Origin of the sequence: Cellulomonas alba, assembly GCF_030362835.1 — a bacterium.
GTDB lineage: Bacteria > Actinomycetota > Actinomycetes > Actinomycetales > Cellulomonadaceae > Cellulomonas > Cellulomonas alba.
This window is the reverse complement of sequence record NZ_JAUCGQ010000001.1, coordinates 1,201,384-1,223,121: the sequence shown is the minus strand read 5'-3', so window position 1 is coordinate 1,223,121 and position 21,738 is coordinate 1,201,384. Positions and strand designations below refer to the sequence as shown.

General features: G+C 73.4%; 20 protein-coding genes and 3 tRNA genes. 18 read left to right on the top strand and 5 right to left on the bottom strand.

From position 1 onward, the window contains the following. Positions 1 to 53 precede the first annotated feature (53 nt). From nuoI to QRT04_RS05485, 8 genes are all read left to right on the top strand, one after another. Positions 54 to 740, top strand: a complete 687-nt coding sequence (gene nuoI, locus QRT04_RS05520) for an NADH-quinone oxidoreductase subunit NuoI (protein ID WP_289455719.1) — start codon at positions 54 to 56, stop codon at positions 738 to 740. Beyond that, entirely contained in the window at positions 737 to 1,690 is a 954-nt protein-coding gene (locus QRT04_RS05515; protein ID WP_289454118.1) for an NADH-quinone oxidoreductase subunit J, read from the top strand. The genes nuoI and QRT04_RS05515 overlap by 4 nt, the downstream gene beginning before the upstream one ends. Next, a complete protein-coding gene (gene nuoK / locus QRT04_RS05510) occupies positions 1,687 to 1,986 on the top strand; it encodes an NADH-quinone oxidoreductase subunit NuoK (protein WP_289454117.1) in 300 nt (99 codons plus the stop codon). Before QRT04_RS05515 ends, nuoK begins: the two co-directional genes overlap by 4 nt. Before the next feature lie 10 nt (positions 1,987 to 1,996). Further along, entirely contained in the window at positions 1,997 to 3,985 is a 1,989-nt protein-coding gene (gene nuoL, locus QRT04_RS05505) for an NADH-quinone oxidoreductase subunit L (protein WP_407653563.1), read from the top strand. 16 nt (positions 3,986 to 4,001) lie between these two features. Continuing rightward, positions 4,002 to 5,537 carry an NADH-quinone oxidoreductase subunit M gene (locus QRT04_RS05500; protein WP_289454116.1) on the top strand — a complete coding sequence of 512 codons (1,536 nt, stop codon included), beginning with the start codon at positions 4,002 to 4,004 and terminating at the stop codon, positions 5,535 to 5,537. After that, entirely contained in the window at positions 5,534 to 7,279 is a 1,746-nt protein-coding gene (gene nuoN, locus QRT04_RS05495; RefSeq protein WP_289454114.1) for an NADH-quinone oxidoreductase subunit NuoN, read from the top strand. The genes QRT04_RS05500 and nuoN overlap by 4 nt, the downstream gene beginning before the upstream one ends. A gap of 75 nt (positions 7,280 to 7,354) precedes the next feature. Further along, positions 7,355 to 8,362, top strand: a complete 1,008-nt coding sequence (locus QRT04_RS05490; protein ID WP_289454112.1) for a polyprenyl synthetase family protein — start codon at positions 7,355 to 7,357, stop codon at positions 8,360 to 8,362. Between the two features lie 135 nt (positions 8,363 to 8,497). Continuing rightward, positions 8,498 to 9,961: an RDD family protein gene (locus tag QRT04_RS05485; RefSeq protein ID WP_289454109.1), complete on the top strand. Its 1,464-nt coding sequence runs from the start codon at positions 8,498 to 8,500 to the stop codon at positions 9,959 to 9,961. A 14-nt stretch (positions 9,962 to 9,975) separates the two neighbouring features. On the opposite strand, the gene QRT04_RS05480 is transcribed toward QRT04_RS05485, so the two are convergent. Further along, positions 9,976 to 11,235 carry a S8 family serine peptidase gene (locus tag QRT04_RS05480; protein WP_289454108.1) on the bottom strand — a complete coding sequence of 420 codons (1,260 nt, stop codon included), beginning with the start codon at positions 11,233 to 11,235 and terminating at the stop codon, positions 9,976 to 9,978. Positions 11,236 to 11,428: 193 nt separating this feature from the next. Between QRT04_RS05480 and QRT04_RS05475 the strand changes: the two genes are divergently transcribed. Next, positions 11,429 to 12,154, top strand: coding sequence for a PP2C family protein-serine/threonine phosphatase (locus tag QRT04_RS05475; protein WP_289454107.1), 726 nt, complete (start codon positions 11,429 to 11,431; stop codon positions 12,152 to 12,154). Here the strand turns inward: QRT04_RS05475 and rarD are convergent. Then, entirely contained in the window at positions 12,144 to 13,139 is a 996-nt protein-coding gene (gene rarD, locus QRT04_RS05470) for an EamA family transporter RarD (protein WP_407653561.1), read from the bottom strand. The genes QRT04_RS05475 and rarD overlap by 11 nt on opposite strands. A gap of 161 nt (positions 13,140 to 13,300) precedes the next feature. On the opposite strand from rarD, the gene QRT04_RS05465 reads away from it, so the two are divergent. The 3 genes from QRT04_RS05465 to QRT04_RS05455 all read left to right on the top strand — a co-directional run bounded on the left by QRT04_RS05465 (position 13,301) and on the right by QRT04_RS05455 (position 17,693). Then, a complete protein-coding gene (locus tag QRT04_RS05465) occupies positions 13,301 to 14,686 on the top strand; it encodes an FAD-dependent oxidoreductase (RefSeq protein ID WP_289454105.1) in 1,386 nt (461 codons plus the stop codon). A gap of 126 nt (positions 14,687 to 14,812) precedes the next feature. Then, the gene (htpX, locus tag QRT04_RS05460) at positions 14,813 to 15,694 is read left to right on the top strand and encodes a zinc metalloprotease HtpX (RefSeq protein ID WP_289454104.1); all 882 of its coding nucleotides are present in this window, start codon (positions 14,813 to 14,815) and stop codon (positions 15,692 to 15,694) included. Positions 15,695 to 15,770: 76 nt separating this feature from the next. Further along, entirely contained in the window at positions 15,771 to 17,693 is a 1,923-nt protein-coding gene (locus QRT04_RS05455) for a hypothetical protein (protein ID WP_289454103.1), read from the top strand. 25 nt (positions 17,694 to 17,718) lie between these two features. Here QRT04_RS05455 and QRT04_RS05450 read toward each other — a convergent pair whose 3' ends face one another. Then, on the bottom strand, positions 17,719 to 18,216 hold the full coding sequence (locus QRT04_RS05450; protein ID WP_289454102.1) for a YajQ family cyclic di-GMP-binding protein: 498 nt from the start codon (positions 18,214 to 18,216) through the stop codon (positions 17,719 to 17,721). A gap of 114 nt (positions 18,217 to 18,330) precedes the next feature. On the opposite strand from QRT04_RS05450, the gene QRT04_RS05445 reads away from it, so the two are divergent. Next, positions 18,331 to 18,412, top strand: a tRNA-Tyr gene (locus QRT04_RS05445). Positions 18,413 to 18,483: 71 nt separating this feature from the next. On the opposite strand, the gene QRT04_RS05440 is transcribed toward QRT04_RS05445, so the two are convergent. Then, entirely contained in the window at positions 18,484 to 18,951 is a 468-nt protein-coding gene (locus QRT04_RS05440) for a hypothetical protein (protein ID WP_289454101.1), read from the bottom strand. Positions 18,952 to 19,112: 161 nt separating this feature from the next. On the opposite strand from QRT04_RS05440, the gene QRT04_RS05435 reads away from it, so the two are divergent. From QRT04_RS05435 to QRT04_RS05415, 5 genes are all read left to right on the top strand, one after another. Continuing rightward, positions 19,113 to 19,185, top strand: a tRNA-Thr gene (locus QRT04_RS05435). Between the two features lie 51 nt (positions 19,186 to 19,236). Next, a tRNA-Met gene (locus QRT04_RS05430) sits at positions 19,237 to 19,313 on the top strand. Between the two features lie 78 nt (positions 19,314 to 19,391). Beyond that, complete coding sequence (gene rpmG / locus QRT04_RS05425) at positions 19,392 to 19,562, top strand: 50S ribosomal protein L33 (protein ID WP_289454100.1); 171 nt, start codon at positions 19,392 to 19,394, stop codon at positions 19,560 to 19,562. Between the two features lie 6 nt (positions 19,563 to 19,568). Continuing rightward, a complete protein-coding gene (locus tag QRT04_RS05420; protein WP_289454098.1) occupies positions 19,569 to 20,018 on the top strand; it encodes an FAS1-like dehydratase domain-containing protein in 450 nt (149 codons plus the stop codon). After that, a complete protein-coding gene (locus tag QRT04_RS05415; RefSeq protein ID WP_289454097.1) occupies positions 20,015 to 20,443 on the top strand; it encodes a MaoC family dehydratase in 429 nt (142 codons plus the stop codon). Before QRT04_RS05420 ends, QRT04_RS05415 begins: the two co-directional genes overlap by 4 nt. A gap of 59 nt (positions 20,444 to 20,502) precedes the next feature. Here the strand turns inward: QRT04_RS05415 and QRT04_RS05410 are convergent, their stop codons facing one another. Further along, the gene (locus QRT04_RS05410) at positions 20,503 to 21,561 is read right to left on the bottom strand and encodes a LacI family DNA-binding transcriptional regulator (protein ID WP_289455714.1); all 1,059 of its coding nucleotides are present in this window, start codon (positions 21,559 to 21,561) and stop codon (positions 20,503 to 20,505) included. Positions 21,562 to 21,738: the final 177 nt, after the last annotated feature.

Sequence of the window (21,738 nt, the reverse complement as noted above, 5' to 3'; positions counted from 1 at the left end):
CCCGCAAGGAGCGCGACGTCGCGCCGTACGAGCCGCCGACGTTCCGCTCGCAGATCCCGACCCGCGGGAAGGTCGCGAGCTGGTTCGCACCCGTCGGCGGGTTCGGCGTGACGATCTCGAACATGTTCCGGCCGACGGTCACCGAGGAGTACCCGTCGGAGAAGGTGCCGACCAAGCCGCGTTACCACGGCCGACACCAGCTCAACCGGTACGCCGACGGGCTCGAGAAGTGCATCGGCTGCGAGCTGTGCGCGTGGGCCTGCCCGGCCGACGCGATCTACGTCGAGGGCGCGGACAACACGCCTGACGAGCAGCACTCGCCCGGCGAGCGGTACGGCCGCGTCTACCAGATCAACTACCTGCGCTGCATCTTCTGCGGGCTCTGCATCGAGGCGTGCCCGACGCGCGCGCTCACGATGACGAACGACTACGAGCTCGCCGGTCCGACGCGCGCCGGGATGATCTACGAGAAGCAGGACCTGCTCGCCCCGCTGCGCGAGGGCATGCTCGCCGCGCCGCACCCGATGGTCGAGGGCACGACCGACACCGAGTACTACCGCGGCGAGGTCACCGGCCCGACGCCGGACCAGGTCGACTGGGTGCGCGAGCACCGGCCGGACGACCCGACGCTGCCCGGCGGCGCCGGGGTCGACGCGGCCAACGTGCCCGGGCCGGCTGCCGCCGTCATGGCGGAGACCGTCGCCGCCGCGACGAAGCAGGGTCTGCGAGGGCTGCGATGAGCGCGCTCGCCGCCGGCCCCGTGCTGGCGACGCTGCACGCGGGCCAGGCGTCGACGGGCGAGGCGATCCTGTTCTGGGTGCTCGCGCCGATCATGGTGCTCGCCGCGCTCGGCCTGCTGCTCGCCCGCAAGGCCGTGCACGCGGCGCTCGCGGTGATCCTCGTGATGATCTGCCTCGCGTTCATGTACGTCGCGCAGGACGCGGTGTTCCTCGGCGTCGTCCAGGTCGTCGTCTACACGGGCGCGATCATGATGCTGTTCCTCTTCGTGCTGATGCTGGTCGGCGTCGACCAGTCGGACTCGCTCGTCGAGACGATCCGCGGCCAGCGCTGGATCGGGCTCCTCGCGGGCATCGGCCTCGCGGTGGTCCTCGCGGGCGTCGTGGGCCGGGCGACGTTCCCGCCGGCGACCGGCCTCGACAGCGCGAACGACCCGTCGAACCCCGAGGGCCTCGCGCGCCTCGTGTTCGGCAGCTACGTGTTCGCGTTCGAGGCGGTCGGCGCGCTGCTCGTCACCGCGGCGCTCGGTGCACTGGTGCTCACGCACCGCCGGCGCCTCACGCCGCGCGTGGGTCAGCGCGAGCTGGCCGACGCGCGCGTCAAGGCGGGTGCGGTGCTGACCCCGCTGCCGGCGCCGGGCGTGTACGCGCGGCACAACGCGATGGACGTCCCCGCGCTCGGACCCGACGGCCGGCCCCTCGAGCACTCGGTGCCGCGCGTGCTGCGCGTGCGCGGGCAGCAGGCCGACGAGCGCGAGTACGCCGCGCGCATCGAGCGCGTGCTCGCGGGGGAGTGGGCGGGCGGCGAGGGCTCGACCGCGCTCGCCACGACCACCGAGGCGGTCGAGACGCCGGGCTCCGACGAGAACCCGCCGCCGCACGCACGCCCGGACGTGGGCGCCCCGGTCCCCGGCGCGGCCACCGACAAGCCGGCCCAGGAGGAGCAGGGATGAGCCTCGTCAACTACCTGGTGCTGTCCGCGATCCTGTTCTCGCTCGGCGCGACGACGGTGCTGCTGCGGCGCAACGCGATCATCGTGTTCATGGGCGTCGAGCTCATGCTCAACGCGTCGAACCTCGCGCTCGTCACGTTCTCGCGGATGCACGGCAACCTCACGGGCCAGGTGCTCGCCTTCTTCGTCATGGTCGTCGCCGCCGCCGAGGTCGTCGTCGGCCTCGCCGTGATCATCGCGATCTTCCGTACCCGCAAGTCGGCCTCGGTCGACGACGTGAACCTGCTCAAGAGCTGAGGGGCGGCCCGTGCACACCCTGACCGCGTTCGCTGCGGCCCTCCACACGGTCCCGGCGGCGGCCATCGGCCCTGCCGGCGACACGGACCTCTCCGGTGCCGGGGTCTACGCGCTGGCACCGGCGCTGATCGTCGTCCCGCTGCTGTCCGCCGCCGTCCTGCTGCTCCTCGGCCGCCGGACCGACCGCTGGGGCCACTGGCTCGGCGTGCTCGCTTCGGGGGCGTCGTTCGTGGCCGCCGCCGCCGTGTTCCTCGCGATGCTGGGCCGCCCGTCCGACCAGCGCGTCATCGACGTCAACCTCGGCGACTGGATCAACGCGGGCGCGTTCGACCTGCACGCGGGGATCCGCGTCGACCCGCTGTCGATGACGTTCGTGCTGCTCGTGACGTTCGTCGGCACGCTGATCCACGTCTACTCCGTGGCGTACATGGAGCACGACACGGACCGGCGCCGGTTCTTCGCCTACCTCAACCTGTTCGTCGCGGCGATGCTCACGCTCGTGCTCGCGAACAGCTACCTGCTGCTGTTCTTCGGGTGGGAGGGCGTGGGCCTCGCGTCGTACCTGCTCATCGGGTTCTGGAACCACAACACGCCCTACGCGGTCGCCGCGAAGAAGGCGTTCGTGGCGAACCGCGTCGGCGACGTGGGCCTGGTGATCGCGCTCGGGCTGATGTTCTCCCACTTCGGGAGCGTCAGCTTCGCGACCGTGCTGAACGCGCACCCGAGCGAGGGCGTGGCCACGGCGATCGGCCTCATGCTGCTGCTCGCCGCGTGCGGCAAGTCGGCGCAGTTCCCGCTGCAGTCCTGGCTCGGTGACGCGATGGCGGGCCCGACCCCGGTCTCGGCGCTCATCCACGCCGCGACCATGGTCACGGCGGGCGTCTACCTCATCGTCCGGTCGGCGCCGATCTTCAACGCCGCGCCCGACGCGCAGCTCGTCGTGGTCGTCGTCGGTGCGATCACGCTCCTCTTCGGGGCGATCGTCGGCTGCGCGAAGGACGACATCAAGAAGGCGCTCGCCGCCTCCACGATGTCCCAGATCGGCTACATGATCCTCGCCGCCGGCCTCGGCCCGATCGGCTACGTGTTCGCGATCTTCCACCTCGTGACGCACGGCTTCTTCAAGGCGGGCATGTTCCTCGGCGCCGGGTCCGTCATGCACGGCATGGACGACCAGGTGGACATGCGCAACTTCGGCGGCCTCGGCCGGTACATGAAGATCACGTACTTCACGTTCATGGCCGGCTGGCTCGCGATCCTCGGCATCCCGCCGTTCTCGGGCTACTTCTCGAAGGACAAGATCATCGAGGCCGCGTTCGTGCCGCAGAACGGCGAGGACTGGCGGGCCTGGGTGTTCGGCGGCGTGGCGCTGATCGGAGCGGGCATCACGGCGTTCTACATGTCGCGCCTGTTCTTCATGACGTTCGAGGGCCAGAAGCGCTGGTCGAAGAAGCGCGACGGCGGCGACCAGCACCCGCACGAGGCGCCGCGGCTCATGACGTGGCCGATGATCGTGCTCGCGTTCGGCTCCGTCTTCGCCGGCATGATCCTCGCCTCGGGGAGCCGCTTCGTCGACTGGCTCGAGCCGGTGACGGGCCACACCGAGGGCGACCCGGTCCTGCCGACGTGGGTGCTCATCGCGCTCACGCTGGCGGCCGTCGTCGTCGGCCTGGTGCTCGCGTGGCGCCGGTACGCGATCTCGACGGTCCCCGTCGTCCCGCCGGTCGGCACGCTGCTGACGCGTGCCGCCCGCGTCGACCTCTACCAGGACTCGGTCAACAACGGCCTCCTCGTCGAGCCGGGCAAGCACCTGACGCGGTCACTGGTCTACGCGGACCGCGCGGGCGTCGACGGCACGGTCGTCGGCATCAGCCGGTTGCCGGTCGGCATCGGCGAGGTCACCCGCAAGATCCAGACCGGGTTCGTCCGGTCGTACGCCGCGTCGATGCTGGTCGGGCTCGTCGTCCTCGTCGTCGTCGTCCTGGCCGTCCAGAGCTGAGGGAGATCCCGAACCGATGTCGACCTCCTCCCACTGGCTCACCGCCCTCATCGTGCTGCCGGTCGTCGGCGCCGCGGTGCTGTGGGCGCTGCCCGCCGGAGCCCGCCGGCACGCGCGATCCGTCGCGCTCGGCTTCTCCCTCGCGGTCCTCGCGCTCGGCGTGGCCGCCGCGATCGCGTTCGACACGTCGAAGGCGGACGTCTACCAGCTCGGCGAGACCCACCACTGGATCCCGGCGTTCGGCGTCTCGTACGCCGTCGGGGTCGACGGGGTCGGGCTGGCGCTGATCCTCATGTCGGTCGTGCTCGTGCCGCTCGTGGTGCTCGCCGCGTGGCGCGAGCAGCGCTCGACCGAGGCGCCGACCGACGCGCTGCGCAAGTACCTCGCGCTGATCCTGCTGCTCGAGGCCTTCATCGTCGCGGTCTTCGCCGCGCGGGACGTGTTCCTGTTCTACGTCCTGTTCGAGGCGATGCTGATCCCCGTCTACTTCCTGATCGGCGGGTTCGGCGGGGCGCAGCGGCGGTACGCGGCGGTGAAGTTCCTGCTGTTCGGCCTCGCGGGCGGCCTGATCATGCTCGTCGCGGTGATCTTCCTGTACATCGAGGGTCCCGGCGGTCCTGACGGGTTCCTCACCTCGACGCTCACGGGCGTGCACCTCGGCTCGGCGACGGAGAAGTGGCTGTTCCTCGCGTTCTTCCTCGCGTTCGCCATCAAGGCGCCGATGTTCCCGGTGCACACGTGGCTCCCGGACGCCGCGGAGCAGGCCCCCGCGGGCACGTCGACGCTGCTCGTGGGTGTGCTCGACAAGGTCGGCACGTTCGGCATGCTGACGCTCTGCCTGCCGCTGTTCCCGAGCGCGTCCCGCTGGGCGGCGCCGGTGATCATCGTGCTGGCCGTCGTGTCCGTGATCTACGGCGCGCTGCTGGCGATCGGGCAGAAGGACCTGATGCGGCTCATCGCCTACACCTCGGTGTCGCACTTCGGCTTCATCGTCCTCGGCATCTTCGCGTTCACGTCGACGTCGATCGCCGGCTCGTCGTTCTACATGGTCAACCACGGGCTGTCGACGGGTGCGCTGTTCCTCGTCACCGGGTTCCTCGTCGCGCGCCGCGGCTCGCAGCAGATCGCGGACTTCGGCGGCCTGCAGAAGGTCGTCCCGGTGCTCGCCGGCTTCTGGCTCGTCTCGGGCCTGTCGGCGCTGTCGCTGCCCGGCCTGTCGACGTTCGTCAGCGAGTTCCTGGTGCTGGTGGGCACGTTCGCGCGGCACCCCGCGGCGTCGATCGTCGCGACGACGGGCGTCATCCTCGCGGCGATCTACGTGCTCTGGACGTACCAGCGGGTCTTCACGGGTCCGCCGCGCGAGGAGCTCGTCGCGGTGCCGGACCTGCGGCTGCGGGAGAAGTGGGCCGTCGCGCCGCTGCTCGCGCTCATGATCGCGTTCGGGTTCTTCCCCGGACCCGCGCTCGACCTCGTGCGCCCGCCGGCGCACCAGACGTTGCAGCAGGTCGGCGTGCAGGACGTGCCGGCGAACGCCGAAGGGAGCCACCAGTGAGCGACTTCTCCGCTCCCGACGTCCAGTGGGGCGCGCTGAGCCCGATCGTCGTCGTGCTCGGTGCGGCCGTGGTCGCCGTGCTGGTCGAGGCCTTCGTGCCGGCGCGCCTGCGCCGCACGGTCCAGCTCGTGCTCGCGCTCGCCGCCACGGCCGGCGCGATCCTCGCGGTCGCGCTGCTCTGGGGCGGCGTCAAGGACGACGGCGGCACCAAGGTGCTGGGCGGCTCGGTGCTCGTCGACGGTCCGACGCTCGTGCTGCAGGGCACGATCGCGCTGCTCGCGCTGCTGTCGATCCTGATCATCGCGGACCGCACCGCGACCGGTGAGGACGCGTTCGCGCCGTCCGCGGCGTCGGTGCCCGGCTCCGACTACGAGCAGCTCTCCCGTCGGCTCGGACTGCGCCAGACCGAGGTGTACCCGCTCGTGCTCTTCGCGACGGGCGGCATGCTGATCTTCCCGGCGGCGGGCGACCTCCTGACGCTGTTCGTCGCGCTCGAGGTGCTGTCGCTGCCGCTGTACCTGCTCACCGGCATGGCCCGCCGGCGCCGCCTCCTCTCGCAGGAGGCGTCGATGAAGTACTTCCTGCTCGGCGCGTTCGCGTCCGCGCTGTTCCTGTTCGGCATCGTGCTGGTCTACGGGTACTGCGGCTCGCTCTCGTACGCCGAGATCGCGTCGGCCGTCCAGACGCCCTCCGACCTCGACGCGCTGCTGCTCGTCGGCTCGGTGCTGATCCTCGCGGGGCTGCTGTTCAAGGTCGGCGCGGTGCCGTTCCACACGTGGACGCCCGACGTCTACCAGGGCGCCCCGACGCCGATCACGGGCTTCATGGCGGCGTGCACCAAGGTCGCGGCGTTCGGTGCGCTGCTCCGGGTCGTCTACACCGTCTTCCCCGACCTGCAGTGGGACCTGCAGGTGCTGATGTGGGTCGTCGCGATCGCGACGATGGTCGTCGGCACGGGCATCGCGCTCGTCCAGACGGACATGAAGCGGATCCTCGCGTACTCGTCCATCGCGCACGCGGGCTTCATCCTCACGGGCATCGTGTCGCTCGACCAGGCCGGCATCACCGCCGTGCTGTTCTACCTGCTCGTGTACGGCGCGGCGACCGTCGGGTCGTTCGGCATCGTGTGGCTCGTGCGGGAGAAGTCGGCCGACGAGATCCTCGGCGAGGCGACGCACCTGTCGCAGTGGGCCGGCCTCGGCCGGCGCCACCCGGTCCTCGCGCTCGCGTTCGCGTTCTTCCTGCTGTCGTTCGCGGGCATCCCGCTCACCGCGGGCTTCGCGGGGAAGTTCGGCGTGTTCTCGGCCGCGGTGGCCGGCGGCGACTGGCCGCTCGCGCTCATCGGTGTGCTGGCCTCGTCGGCGGCGGCGTTCTTCTACGTCCGGATCATCGTGCTGATGTTCTTCACCGGCCCGTCCGGTGAGCGCGACGTCCTCGTGGGCGACGGCGGCGGCGCGAGCACCGCGGCGTACGTGCCGCCCGTGCCGGTCGTCATCGGCAGCGACGGGACGGTCGCCGAGATGGAGCCGGTCGGCCAGGTCGCCGTCGTGACGCGGCCGGACGAGGCGCTCGCGGTGCTCGAGGGCGCGGAGGTGGCGCACGGCGTCACGACCACGGTCGTGCGGTCCGAGGGACCGGCGCTCATCGCCATCACGGTCTGCGTGGCCATCACCGCGATCCTCGGTGTGGCGCCGTCGGGCATCGTGTCCGCCATCTCCCACGTCGCGCACTTCCTCCCCTGACGCGCGCGCGGCCGGGTCCCGCCAGGAGTCCGGCCGCGTTCGGGCGCGTGCGCACGAGCAGATAGGTTCGGTCCCGTGACGTCGACGACCGCGATCCCGCTGGCCGACCCCGTGCTGGCGGACCGCCTCACCGCGCGGCTCGCCCTCGTCGAGGAGCGCCTGCGCGACGCGGTGACGCATGCCGACCCGCTGGCCGACGACGCGTCCCGTCACCTCGTCAACGCAGGAGGCAAGCGGCTCCGGCCCCTGCTGACGCTGCTGACGGCGGAGCTCGGGGACGGCGCACGTCGCGAGGTCGTGGACGCCGCGGTCGTCGTCGAGCTGACGCACCTCGCGACGCTCTACCACGACGACGTGATGGACTCCGCGCCCGTGCGCCGCGGCGCGCCCGCCGCGCACGAGGTGTGGGGCAACTCGGTCGCGATCCTCACGGGCGACCTGCTGTTCGCGCGCGCGTCGACCACGGTCGCGGGGCTCGGGCCGCAGGCCGTGCGGATCCAGGCCGCGACGTTCGAGCGCCTCTGCCTCGGCCAGCTGCACGAGACGGTCGGCCCGCGCGACGGCGAGAACCCGGTGGCGCACTACCTGCAGGTGCTCGCGGACAAGACAGGCTCCCTGATCGCGACGTCCGCGCGGTTCGGCGCGATGTTCGCGGGCTGCGCGCCCGACGTCGTCAGCACCGTGACGGCGTTCGGCGAGCGGATCGGCGTGGCGTTCCAGCTCGCCGACGACGTCATCGACCTCACGTCGGAAGGCGCCGTGACGGGCAAGACGCCGGGCACCGACCTGCGCGAGGGGGTGCCGACCATGCCGGCGCTGCTGCTGCGCGCGCGTGCCGCCTCGGCGTCCGGCACCTCGCAGGACCGCGCGCTCGTCGAGCTGCTCGACGGCGACCTGTCCGGCGACGACGCGCTCGGCGAGGCCGTCGCCGCCCTGCGCGAGGACGCCGCGGTCGAGCAGACGCGGTCCCGCGCGGTCGCTCTCGCGCACGAGGCGATCGCCGAGCTCGCGCCGTTGCCCGCCGGGCCTGTGAAGGACGCGCTCGTCTCGTTCGCCGACGCGCTGGTCGACCGCGCGTCCTGACGCCTGGCTGCCGCCGTCGACCGGCGCCGGGTGAAGCCGACGCGGCGCGCGCGACCGCCCCGTCCGCGAGGCGGACCGTCTGGCACCATGGCCGCGCGTCGCTGAGTGCGACGCGGCGTGGACGGGAGGTCGGACGTGGGCAGAGCTGCGCAGACGGACGTCGCGGGCTCGGGGCTCGCGGTCGCGCCCGGAGCCGTCGCACCGGTCGGGGTCCGGGTCGGAGCGTTCACGCTCGACGTGGTCGCGGTCACCACGGTCGCAGCCGTCGCCTTCGCCGTCGCGCGCACCGCCGCCGCCCGGCCCGGCTCCGAGCCGGGGCTGACCGCCGTGGTCGTCGCCGACGGCGCGGCGCTCGCGTTCGGCATCGGGCAGTGGATCGCGGAGGCGACGACGGGCGCGACGCTCGGCAGCGCCCTGCTGCGCATCCGCACCGTGTCGGCGACGACCGGTCGACCCGCCGGGCTCGCGCGCATCCTGCTGCGGCAGCTCGTGATCGGCCTCGGCTCGCTCGCGTGCGGCGTCGGCGCATGGGTCGTCGCCGCCTCGGGTGCATGGGACAAGGGCGTCGCGCAGCGCGGCTGGCACGACAAGGCGGCAGGCACGCTCGTGCTGCGCGCGGACGCGGTGAGGGGCGCGGTGCCCGCGGACGTGGCGGACTCCTACGCGTCCGCCGTCGCGCGGGTCGTCGGTCCGCCGGCACCGCCCGCCGCGCGGCGGGACCGCGCGGAGCGGATGCCCGCCACGGTGGCCGTCCGGGTCGTCGTGCCCGACGCCCCGCCCACGCCGCGTGAGGGGGTCGACGCGTCCGACGCCGCCCACCCGTCGGCTGCTGCCGGCGGGGTTGCTCCTGCTGCGCCCCTCGACCGGGCTGCCGCTCCTCTCGACCGTGCTGCGCCGGCTGCTCCGGCCTCCGACGAGACCGCCGTCACGTCGGCGGTCCGGTCCGCCGGGGCCGTCTCGGTGCCGGTCGTCCCGGTCTCCCCGGTCGTCCCGGTCGCTCCGGTCGTCCCCGCGTTCCCCGTCGCGGCGCTGCGCCCGAACGACACCGCCGACGTCCCGAACCCGTACACCGGCATGACCCCGGTGGTGCCGCCCCCCGGCCCTGGCCTGATCGAGCCGCCCCCCGGCTTCGCGCCACCCCCGGCCGCTCCGGCTGCGCGCGCCCCCCGCAGCGCCGACCTCGGCGACCTCGAGCACACCCGCCTGCGCTCGATCGACCGCGCCCTCGCGACCCCCGTCGCCCGCGCCGCAGCCTCGACGGCACCGCACCCCACGACCCTGCGGCTCGCCTTCGACACCGGCGAGGTCGTCGACGTCACGGGCGACGGCCTGGTCGGCCGCAACCCGGCCGCGCAGGCGGGCGTCACGCACCTCGTCGCGATCGAGGACCCGGACCGCTCGGTGTCCAAGGTCCACCTGGCGTTCGGGCCGGACGGCGACGGGCAGCTGTGGGTGCTCGACCGCGGCTCGACGAACGGCACGGTCCTCGTCCGCCCGGACGGCTCGCGTGCCACCCTGCCGCCGGGTGCGCGCGCGGTGATCGGCGCGGGCTGGGCCGTGCGGTTCGGCGAGCGCACGGCACGCGTCGAAGCGCGCTGAGCAGCCGGCGGCCGTCAGCGCCGCGACCGGCCCCGCACGGCGGCAGCGCCCGCCACGAGCACCACGAGCACGCCGGCGAGCCCGGCGAGGGGCCACCCGATCCCGCGGATGCCGCCGGCGGGCTGGACCACGCCGCTCGACGCGCTGAGCGTCTGCTCCGGGCGCGCACCACCGGCGTCCTCGCCCGTGGTGGGTGCGGCCGACGTAGCAGGCGGAGCCTCGACGTCGTGCGCGCTCGGTGACGTGCCGGCGCCCAGGAAGGGGTTGACGTCGGGGAGCGCGGTCGGGTCGGTGGCGAGCAGCCGCGTCACGTCGATGGTCCCGAGCCCGACGGCAGAGCCCGCGCGGTCCGACGTCCGGGCCACGGCCTGGAGCACCTGGCTCGCGGTCGCCTGCGGGTAGGCGGACCGCACGAGGGCGAGCGCCCCGGCGACGAACGCCGTCGCGGTCGACGAGCCGCTCTCGAGCGTCGTCGACGTCAGGTCGGGCGCGGGCTGGAGCACGTCCTCGCCCGGTGCGAGCACGGTGTGTGCGTCGATCACCGCGTCCGGCGCCGGGCGCCCGTCGCGGCCGATCGACTCGACGGCGAGCACGCCACCGAGCGACGCGGGTGGCTGCTGCGCGGTCCCGCCGTCGTGCGCACCCGCCGCGACCACGACGATGCCCGCGTGCAGCGCCCGCGCGATCACCGCGGGCTCGGCCGCCGACTCCGTCAGCGAGACGCTCAGCACGCCCACGCCGTCGGCGATCGCCTGGTCGACCGCGCCCTCGAGCCAGCCGCGCGTCTCGCCCGCGAACGGCGGGCACTGCGCGCTCACCGCGCTCCCGGCGTCGGGCCGCGTCAGCACCGCGTACGCGATCACCCGCGCGTCCGGTGCGACGCCCCGCACCCCGCCGCCGTCCGCCGCCGCCCCCGTGCCGACCACGAGCGACGCCATGCCGGTTCCGTGCTGCGCCGCCGGGCTCGCCGACGTGGCGGGCGCCCACGTCGTGCCGCCCGCCGTCGTGGCGCAGAACGAGGGCTCGTGCACCGTGACGTCGGCGCCGCGCAGGTCGGGCGCGTCCGGGTCGAGCGGCCCGTCGACGACGCCGACCGTGACGCCGGCCCCGCGCGAGCGGTCGTGCGCGGCGTCCAGCTGCTGCGCCTCGACGTACCAGAGCCCGGCCGGCACGGGCGGGGTCGCCGCTGCCGCCGGGGGAGCGAGTGCCCCGCACGCCACGACCGCCGCGACGACCGCCGACCCGGCGGCGCGCCGCCGTCGAGCCCCGTCCACCCGACCACCTCCCGCGACCCGCGGCACCCTACCTCCGGCGGCGGGCGGGACGGTCCGTCCTGGCTATGCTGACCGACGACTCGCCGAGGCACGCCCGCCAGGCGGACGCTCCTTGCAGACACACGAGGACACCGATGACCCGCCCGCTGCCCGCGCCCGCGACGGCGTCGCGCGCCGGTCAGGACGACGCGCGATGACGGTCACCACCGCGGTGGGCGTCGCGACGGACACGGGTGGCCGCGCCGACAACGAGGACGCGTCCTGGGCGTCGGGCCGGCTGTTCGTCGTGGCCGACGGCATGGGCGGCCACGAGTCGGGCGAGGTCGCGAGCGCGACGGCGGTCGACGTGGTCGCGGCCCTCGCGGAGGGCGTCGAGCCCGACGAGTCCGACGTCCGCGCCGCGATCCGTCTCGCGCACACGGCGGTGCGTGGCATCCCGCACGGGCGCGGCCGACGCCCGGGGACGACGCTCACCGGCGTCGTGCTGACGGAGCACGAGGGCGTGCCGTGCTGGCTCGTGCTCAACGTCGGCGACTCGCGCACCTACCGGATGGCGGGTGCGGTCCTCGAGCAGGTCACCACCGACCACTCCGAGGTCGCGGAGCTCGTGGCGCGCGGCCTGCTGCCGGCCGACGAGGCCGCGCACCACCCGCGGCGCAACGTCGTGACGCGCGTGCTCGGCGGCGGCGCGTTCGACGTCGACCCGGACCTGCAGTGGCTGCCGGTGAGCCCCGGCGACAGGATCCTGGTGTGCTCGGACGGGCTGACCGACGCGCTGCCGGACGCGCGCATCGAGGCCGAGCTGAAGGCCGAGCCGGACGCGCAGGCGGCCGCGGACCGGCTCGTCGCGGCGGCGCTGGCCGCGGGCGCACGGGACAACGTGACGGTCGTCGTGGTCGACGCGCTCGTCACGCGCTGACGGCGGCGTCCGTCCTTTCGGCGGGCGCCTGCACGCGTCCGCGCCGCGCGGTGCTCAGGGCGTCGACGGTGAGGATCACCAGCGCGACCCAGACCAGCCCGAACCCCGCCCACCGCGCCACCGGCATCCGCTCGTGGCCGACCGTCACGCCGATGACGAACTGCAGCACCGGCGTCACGTACTGGATGAGGCCGACGACCGACAGCGGCAGCCGGCGCGCCGCGGAGTTGAACAGCAGCAGCGGCACGGTCGTCACGACACCGGCCGACGCGAGCGCCACCGCGTTCCACGAGCCGTGCGCGCCGAACGTGCCCGAGCCCTGCGCGGCCAGCACCAGCAGGTAGCCGAGCGCGAGCGGTGCGAGCACCACCGTCTCGACCGCGAAGCCGGGCAGCGCCGGCACCGCGCGACCGACGCGGTTCTTGATCAGCCCGTACGTGCCGAACGACGCCGCGAGCACGAGGGCGATCCACGGCAGCCGCCCGTATCCCACGGTGATGACGACGACCGCCGCGGCGCCGAACCCGAGCGCGACCCACTGCACCCGGCGCAGCCGCTCGCGCAGCACGAGCACGGCCAGCGCCACCGTCACGAGCGGGTTGACGAAGTACCCGAGCGCCGCGTCGACCACGTGGTCGCTGAGCACGCCGTACACGTAGACCAGCCAGTTCACGGCGAGCAGCACCGCCGCGAGCCCGAGCACCGCGACGGTGCGCGGGCGACGCAGCACCGCGACGAACGAGCCCCACGTGCGCGTCACGACCAGCAGCAGCAGGCAGAACGCGAGCGACCAGACCACGCGGTGCGCGATGATCTCGAGCGGCCCGGCGGGCTCGAGCAGCGGGAAGTACAGCGGCAGGACGCCCCAGATGAGGAACGCGCCGAGCCCGGCCGCGAGCCCGGCGCGCGTCGGGCGGGTGGCCTCGGGCGCCGTCACCGGCGTCGGCACGTCACTCGTCCGGCCGTCGGCCACGCGTCGCTCCACGCCCGCGACTGTAAGGACGCGCGCTGACACCCCTGCGCCAGCTGTCCGCATGCTGGCGGGTGGGGAGTCCGCCTGCTGGGCGGCGTCCTACACTGGCGCCGAGCCCAGCCCTCCGCCGTGACGTCCCCGCGAGGGCTACCCCGACCGGAAGGCCCCGATTCGTGAGCACCCCGACCCTGCGCGTCGCCGTCGTCGGCGCCGGACCGGCCGGCATCTACGCCTCGGACATCCTGTCCAAGACCGGCCTCGACGTGAGCATCGACCTGTTCGAGCGCCTGCCCGCGCCCTTCGGCCTCGTGCGCTACGGCGTCGCGCCGGACCACCCGCGCATCAAGCAGATCATCGTGGCGCTGCACAAGGTGCTCGAGCGGGGCGACATCCGCCTGCTCGCGAACGTCGACTACGGCACGGACCTCAAGCTCGACGACCTGCGCCAGTTCTACGACGCCGTCATCTTCTCGACGGGTGCGATCCGCGACGCCGCGCTTCCCGTGCCCGGCATCGAGCTCGAGGGCTCGTACGGCGCGGCCGACTTCGTCAGCTGGTACGACGGCCACCCCGACGTCCCGCGCACGTGGCCGCTCGACGACCAGGTCGTGGCCGTCCTCGGCGCGGGCAACGTCGCGCTCGACGTGGCGCGCATCCTCGCCAAGCACGCGGACGACCTGCTTCCGACCGAGGTGCCGGCGAACGTCTACGAGATCCTCAAGGCAAGCCCGGTCACGGACGTGCACGTGTTCGCGCGCCGCGGCCCGGCGCAGGTCAAGTTCTCGCCGCTCGAGCTGCGCGAGCTCGGCCACGTGCCGGACGTCGACGTCATCGTGTACCCGGAGGACTTCGAGTTCGACGAGGGCTCGATGGCCGCGATCCACTCGAGCAACCAGACCAAGCAGGTCGTCAAGACCCTGACGGACTGGACGCTCAAGGAGCCCGAGGACAACACGGCGAGCCGCCGCATCCACCTCCACTTCCTGCACAAGCCCACCGAGATCCTCGGCGAGGACGGCCAGGTCGTCGGCATCCGCACCGAGCGCACGGCGCTCAACGGCGACGGGAACGTGACGGGCACCGGCCAGTTCCAGGACTGGGACGTCACCGCCGTGTACCGCGCGGTGGGCTACTTCGGCTCGCCGCTCGTCGACATCCCGTTCGACGACGTCGCCGGCGTGATCCCCAACCGCGAGGGCCGCGTCATCGACGTCGACGGCGAGCACCTGCCCGGCGTGTACGCGACGGGCTGGATCAAGCGCGGGCCGGTCGGTCTCATCGGCCACACCAAGTCCGACGCCTCCGAGACCATCCGCCACCTCGCGGAGGACGTCGAGGCGGGCGGCGAGGCGTTCTACTCCGCGACCGACCGCGACCCGCAGGCGATCCTCGAGTTCCTCACCCAGCGCGGCGTCGACGTCATCGACTGGTCCGGCTGGGAGCTGCTCGACGCGTACGAGCGCGGCCTCGGCGAGCCGCACGGCCGCGAGCGCATCAAGGTCGTGCCGCGCGAGGAGATGGTCGAGATCTCGCTGGGGCGCGGCTCGACCACGCTCTGACGCCACCCGACACCGACACACGGGCGCTGTGCCACGCTGGGCACGGCGCCCGTGTGTCGTTCGTCACGGGAACGCCGCGGGTCCGGCGTGCGTTCGCTGGGTGAGACCTCGAGAGGAAGGACCCCGATGGGGCACCGGCACTACAACGGCTTGAAGACTGCGGCGCTGTTCGGCTTCATGTGGGCCGTGCTGCTCGGCCTCGGCTGGATCCTCGGCGGCGGCACGCCCAAGTTCCTGCTGTTCTTCACGGCCCTCGGCCTGGTGATGACGTTCGTCAGCTACTGGAACAGCGACAAGATCGCGATCCGGTCGATGCGCGCGGTCCCGGTCAGCGAGGCGGAGCAGCCCGCGATGTACCGGATCGTGCGCGAGCTCTCGACCAAGGCGAAGCAGCCGATGCCGCGCCTGTACGTGTCGCCGACGATGGCGCCGAACGCGTTCGCCACGGGCCGCAACCCCGAGCACGCGGCCGTCTGCTGCACCGCCGGCATCCTGCAGATGCTCGACGAGCGCGAGCTCCGCGGTGTCCTGGGCCACGAGCTCCAGCACGTCTACAACCGCGACATCCTGACGTCCTCGATCGCCGCGGCGATCGCGGGTGTCATCACGTCGCTCGCGCAGTTCGCGCTCTTCTTCGGCGGCGGCGACCGCCGTGACGGCGGCAACCCGATCGCGGGCCTGCTGCTCCTGCTGCTGGCCCCGCTGGCCGCCACCATGATCCAGCTCGGCATCAGCCGCACGCGCGAGTACGACGCCGACGAGGACGGCGCCACCCTGACGGGCGACCCGCTCGCGCTCGCCTCGGCGCTCCGCAAGCTCGAGGCCGGCACGCAGGCGCGTCCGCTGCCCCGGGACCAGAAGCTCGAGAACGTGTCGCACCTGATGATCGCGAGCCCGTTCAAGGCCGGCGGCGCGGCCCGCCTGTTCGCGACGCACCCGCCGATGGCGGACCGCATCGCGCGCCTCGAGGGCATGGCGCAGCAGCAGGGCGGCATCACCCGCTACTGAGCCGAGGTCGGTGCCGCGCCAGCCGCGCTCGGATTACGTGGCGAACGAGCCTGCGCGGGGCCGTACCCTCTCCGGCGTGCTGCCCACCGCCCTCAGCGCCGCTGAGGCCCTGGCTTGGCGTCGTCGCCTCCCGCTCGCCGCGCTCCGACCCGGCCTGGCCCTCGTGATGGTCGCGGTCTGCGTCGCCTCGGCGGTCACGACCTGGTCCGACGACACGTGGACGGACGTCGACGCGCGCGGCCTCGGTGGCGCGCTCGACTCGGCCGCGATCGGGCTCGTCATCGCGTCCGTCGCCGTGCTCCTGGTCCGGCCGCGCACCGGCGTGTGGATCGCGGCCCTCGGCTCGGCGCTCTGCTCGATCGACCCGTACAGCGGCGGGATCGGACCCGCGTACGCCGCGGTGGCGATCGGATGCCTTGTGCTGGGCCTGATCGAGCTCGTGGGCGCTGCGACGCAGCGCATCGCTGCGCGTCGCTGGCCGGTTGTCGTGCCGGACGTCGACGAGTCGACCCGCGCGGCGATGCTGCGCCCACGATCGTCGGTCCTTGGCTTCGCGGGCGTGTGCCTGGTGACCGCCACGCTCGGCGTCGGCCTGTGGGCGCACGACGACGCGGCGACGCGCGCGTTCCGCGCTTCAGCGTCCGTCGGCGACGGCACCGTCGTCGCGGTCGACGACGACGCGTCGAGGGCGACCGTCGAGGTGGAGGGCCGCCGGGTGCACATCCCGACGGACGTGCGTTCGTACGAGGTCGGCGACCGGGTGACCGTGCGCTACTCGCCTACTGGCGTGCGCGCCGAGGACCTCCAGAACGTCTTCGACCCGACTGGCGCCGTGGCCCTGCTCGCGATCGGCCTCGCGCTCGGAGGGACGGCGCTCGGCGCCGAGGTCCGCCGCCGCCGCGCCGCGACCGCGCTGCTCCGTGACGGCGGGCCGTCGGCGAAGGCGTACGCAGGCGAGGGGCCAGGCTGGTTGCCGGTGCTCGCCGGTCCGGGCGGTCCGACGCTCGCACTCCTCGATGTCCTGGCGCCAGCCGATCTCGTCGCAACCGACGAAGGCGAGCCCCCGCTCGACCTGCCGGGCGACTTGGCGAACGCCACCGACGGCGAGCTGCTCGCCGCTGCGAACGCACTGGTCGACGACCCGGACGACGAGGACGAGCTCGTCGTGGTCCCAGCAGGGGCCGAGGTCCTGGTCGTGGGGCTCAGCGCCTACGGCGACCGCCCGTTGGTGCGCGTCGACGGCCGATGGTGGCGCAGCGCGTCGCCCGCGCGCGACCCGTGGCTGCTCCGGAGGTGGTGGCGGCAGCCGGCCGCGGCCGACGACCGCCGCCGCGCAGACCCGCCGCCGTTCGCGGGCGACGCTCTGCCGTCGGTGCCGGCGACGACGGACGCGCCGCCCGTGCTGACCGCACGCGGCGCACCGATCGCGCAGCGCTCCCGCCTGGCCCAGAGATGGGACGTGATCGCGCGGGCTGGCGCAGGTGCCGTCCGACGCACCCCGATTGCGGTGCCGTTCTTGGTCGGCCCGGCTGCGATCGTTCCCGTCGTCCGGTGGCTCGGTGAGGCGCTCGCGTTCCGCCATCTCGTGCCGCTCGCCGGTGTCGCCCTCGTCGGGCACGCGTGGGTCAGTGCCATCCGGCCGAGGCTGCGCCTCGCTCCTGCCGGCCTGTGGGTCGCGGGGCCGATCACGGACGAGCTCGTGCCGTGGAGTCAGGTCGAGCGCGTCGTCGCAGACGGCTCGGCGCTCGTGATCCGCGTCCAGGGTGATGCCGTGCTGCTCCCTGTCCGCCGGCAGAGCTCACCGCTTCTCGCAGGCGACCCCGACCCCGCCACGGCCGCTACCCGCATCGAGCATGCCCGCGCGTCTGCCGTCACCAAGGCGCGGACGTCCGCGACGCCAGGACGCGTGTCACGCGGCCCGGACCTCGCCTTCTTGGCGGGCCTGCTCTGGGCCTCCTCCGCGGTTGGCACCGGCATCGCGGTGCTCCTGGGGAGGTAGCGGGCGTACGCAGTCGGACCGGCGGTCAGCGGTAGTTCACGAACTGCAGCGCGGCGTCGACGTCCGACCCCTTGAGCAGAGCGATCACGGCCTGCAGGTCGTCGCGGCTCTTCGCCGAGACGCGGAGCTCGTCGCCCTGGATCTGCGTCTTGACGCCCTTCGGCCCCTCGTCGCGCACGATCTTGCCGAGCTGCTTGGCGACCTCGGAGGACAGGCCCTCCTTGATCGACGCCTCGAGCCGGTACTCCTTGCCGGAGGGACGCGGCTCGCCGTCGCCGGTGTCGAGCGACTTGAGCGAGATGCCGCGCTTGATGAGCTTGCTCTGGAACACGTCGAGCACCGCGAGGACGCGCTCGGAGGAGTTCGCCACCATCAGCACCTTCTCGCCGCTCCAGGCGATCGAGGCGCCCACGCCCTTGAAGTCGTACCGCTGGGCGATCTCCTTCGCGGCCTGGTTCAGCGCGTTGTCGACCTCCTGCTTGTCGACCTTGCTGACGACGTCGAACGACGACTCGCTCGCCATGCCTGCGTCCTCCCTCGAGTTTCGCGACCACTGGTCCGGAGTTGCTATCCTTCCACGGCACGCCGCTCCGGGGGCGGGTCGCTCCGGCGTCCCGACACCCACGAGCAGCGCCCCGGCGGGTTACCCGAGTGGCCAAAGGGGGCTGACTGTAAATCAGCTGGCAACGCCTACGGGGGTTCGAATCCCTCACCCGCCACCGCACGACGAAGGCCCCGGACGATCTCGTCCGGGGCCTTCGTCGTCGGTGCGGATCACTTCGGTGCGCGATCACTTCGTGCAGGTGTACGTCCCCTCGGTCACGGCGACCGTGCGGCCCTTGCCCTGGTCGAGCGTGGTGAAGACGCCCGCGTCGCGCGCGGTCTCGAACGCGACGCCGATGCCGACGGGCTTCTTGTAGCTGGTGAGCGTCGTGAGCTGCTCGGCGGCGTGCTCCTGGCAGGCGGGGTCCCACGGCACGGTGTGGTAGCCGAGCGAGGCGAGGCGGTCGACCTCGGGCTGGAGCACCTTGGTGCCGCCGCTGCCCTCCTCGACCTGGGTCCACACGACGTAGAACGGGCCGTCTGCCTGGCTGGGGTCGATCGCGGTGGGCCAGCTCAGGGCGTCGGCGGACGCCGCGAGCGTGGGCGTCAGGTGTGGCGCGCCGCTGCCGCTCGGGTGCGCCGAGCACGCGGTCAGGGCGAGGGACGCGGCGACGGCCACGAGGGCGGCGCCACGCAGGCGGTGGAGTGCGGGCATGCCGGGGAGCGTCGCACGGGCCCGATCGGGGCGGCGACGAGCCGAAGCGTTTCGGATCGCGGGCTCGCAGCAGTCGTCGAGCGCGGCCCGGCGCGGTCGCCGTGGCAGGCCGCGGGCGGATTTCGCGGCACCCCGGGGGCCCGTGTAACCTTGCTCGCGCTGCCCCGATAGCTCAGTCGGCAGAGCGTCTCCATGGTAAGGAGAAGGTCAAGGGTTCGATTCCCTTTCGGGGCTCTGTGGTGTGTTCGGGGTCGTGCATCAGCACGGCCCCGGGCGCACGACCTTGGCGGGATAGCTCAGGTGGTTAGAGCACACGGCTCATAATCGTGGTGTCGCGGGTTCGAATCCCGCTCCCGCTACCAGCAGCGAAGAGTGGCGCGTCGGCCGGCGCGCCCTGACGAGATCACGGCGCCCGTCGGGGCGCGAGAGGTGGCAAGACCATGGCCAGCAAGAGCGCGGACGTCCGCCCGAAGATCACGCTCGCCTGCACGGAGTGCAAGGAGCGGAACTACATCACGAAGAAGAACCGTCGGAACGACCCCGACCGGCTCGAGATGAAGAAGTTCTGCCCCCGCGAGAACAAGCACACGCTGCACCGCGAGACCCGCTGACCTCGCGTGCCCGTCGACAAGGGATTCGCCGGGCGGGTCTACCCGCCCACTGCGCCCTACGAGGTCGGGCGCGAGAAGCTGCGGGAGTTCGCCGAGGCCGTCGGTGCCTCGCACCCCGCACACACGGACGCTGACGCGGCGCGATCGCTCGGGTACCCCGACGTGATCGCGCCGCCGACGTTCGCCGTGGTCGTCGCGCAGCGCGCCGAGCAGCAGTACGTCGCGGACCCCGCCGCGGGCATCGACTTCTCGCGCGTCGTGCACGCCGACGAGCGGTTCTCGCACCACCGCCCGATCCACGCGGGCGACCTCCTGGTGAGCGTGCTCCACGTCGACGCCATCTCCGAGCGCGCGGGCCTCGCCATGGTCACCACGCGCGTCGAGATCGCCGATGCCGAGGGCGCACCCGTCTCGACCGTCGTCTCGACGCTCGCCGTCCGCCCGGAGGACTCGTGACGACCGCCCCCGAGGGCACCGCTCTCGCGGTCGGCCAGGAGGTCGCGCGCCGCACGGTCACCGTCGACCGTTCGCGGCTCGTCCGGTACGCCGGTGCGTCCGGCGACTTCAACCCGATCCACTGGAACGACCGCTTCGCCCAGAGCGTCGGCCTCCCGGGCGTCATCGCGCACGGGATGTGGACCATGGGCGCCGCGTCGTCCGTCGTCGCGGACTGGGCCGGCGACCCGGGCAGGGTCGTCGACTACCAGGTGCGGTTCACGCGGCCGATCGCCGTGCCGGACCCGGGTGCGGCCGACGTCGAGGTCGTCGCGACGGTCGGGGCGCTGGACGCCGAGGCCGGGACGGCACGGATCGACCTGACGGTCTCGTTCGAGGGCGCGCGCGTGCTCGGCAAGGCGCAGGCGGTCGTCCGGCTCGGCTGAGCCGCACTCGTCGCAGCCCGGGCCCGCAGGTCACTGTCGGGACGAACCGCGTCCGCCCGTCAGGCCGGGACGGGCCCCGTGGTGGTCCCGACGCGCAGCGCGACCGGGAGCTCCACCGCGTGCGGTACCTCGCCGGCCAGCAGCGTCGCGACCGCCTGGCCGATCGCGACGCCCTTGTCCTCGAGCGGCTGGACCACGGTGGTCAGCACGTCCGGGGCGACCCACGGGAGCTCGAGCCCGTCGAAGCCCGCGATCGAGACGTCCTGCGGCACGCGGAGGCCGAGCTCGCGCGCGGCGAGCACCACGCCGGCCGCGAGCAGGTCGGACTGCGCGATGACGGCGGTCGGGCGGTCGGGCGAGCCGAGGAGCGCGAGCCCCGCGGTCCGGCCGTGCTCGACGAGCGAGGCGGGCGTCTCGTAGACGGCGACCGGACGGACGCCCGCGTCGAGGATGCCCGCGAGTCGACGGCGCGTGATCTCCCAGTCGAGCGGGTGCGTGTCGGGATCGACCAGGCCGTCGCCGCGCTCGGCGTTGAACGGCAGCGTGACGGTGGCGATGCGCGTGTGGCCGAGCTCGAGGACGTGGCGCGTCAGCTCCGTCATGCCCCGCCGGTCGGCGATGCCGACGCTCGCGACGCCGTCCATGGGCAGGCCCTCGAGCACGACCGTCGGGATGCCGCGGCGCCGCAGCGCGGCGAGCTTCGGGTCGGCGTCGGTGCCGCCCCACATCAGGACCGCGACGTCCATCGCGGCGGACTCGATCAGCGGGTCGACGGGGTTGCCGGACGGGTCGGACGTGCCGGGGATCAGCAGGACGCCGAGGTCGAGGGGGCCCAGCGAGCCGACCAGGCCGTCGAGAACCTGCGCCGAGACCGGCTCGCGGAACGCGCGGCGCAGCGCGTCGCCGATCACGACCCCCACGATCCCGGCCCGCCCGCGGCGCAGCTGGCGTCCGAGCGGGTTCGGCCCGGAGTAGCTGAGCTCCTGCGCCGCCGCGAGCACGCGCTCGCGGGTGGCCTGCGCGATCGGACCCGCGCCAGAGAACGCGAGCGACGCCGTGGAGACGGACACTCCTGCGGCCGCGGCGACGTCGGCCAGGGTCGGTCGGTTCGACGACAGGGGTCCCACCTCCGTGCGGCCGCCCCGTGCGGCCTGCGGGGATTCTAGGAGGCGCGGGCCGCGCGGCGGGCGGGCCGGCCGTCGCGGTTGACGGGATGGGGCGCCCTGGTCGAGAATCTCTCGTTCCTCAAATCGATTCGATCCGCCTCGACGTCGCAGATCGAATCGATTTGACCA

Bases quoted from the DNA above. Each gene is read 5' to 3' on its own strand.
- QRT04_RS05500 (WP_289454116.1), top strand. From the start codon at position 4,002: ATGTCGACCTCCTCCCACTGGCTCACCGCCCTCATCGTGCTGCCGGTC.
- QRT04_RS05515 (WP_289454118.1), top strand. From the start codon at position 737: ATGAGCGCGCTCGCCGCCGGCCCCGTGCTGGCGACGCTGCACGCGGGC.
- rpmG (WP_289454100.1), top strand. From the start codon at position 19,392: ATGGCCAGCAAGAGCGCGGACGTCCGCCCGAAGATCACGCTCGCCTGC.
- nuoK (WP_289454117.1), top strand. From the start codon at position 1,687: ATGAGCCTCGTCAACTACCTGGTGCTGTCCGCGATCCTGTTCTCGCTC.
- QRT04_RS05450 (WP_289454102.1), bottom strand. From the start codon at position 18,216: ATGGCGAGCGAGTCGTCGTTCGACGTCGTCAGCAAGGTCGACAAGCAG.
- htpX (WP_289454104.1), top strand. From the start codon at position 14,813: ATGGGGCACCGGCACTACAACGGCTTGAAGACTGCGGCGCTGTTCGGC.
- QRT04_RS05475 (WP_289454107.1), top strand. From the start codon at position 11,429: ATGACGGTCACCACCGCGGTGGGCGTCGCGACGGACACGGGTGGCCGC.
- QRT04_RS05440 (WP_289454101.1), bottom strand. From the start codon at position 18,951: ATGCCCGCACTCCACCGCCTGCGTGGCGCCGCCCTCGTGGCCGTCGCC.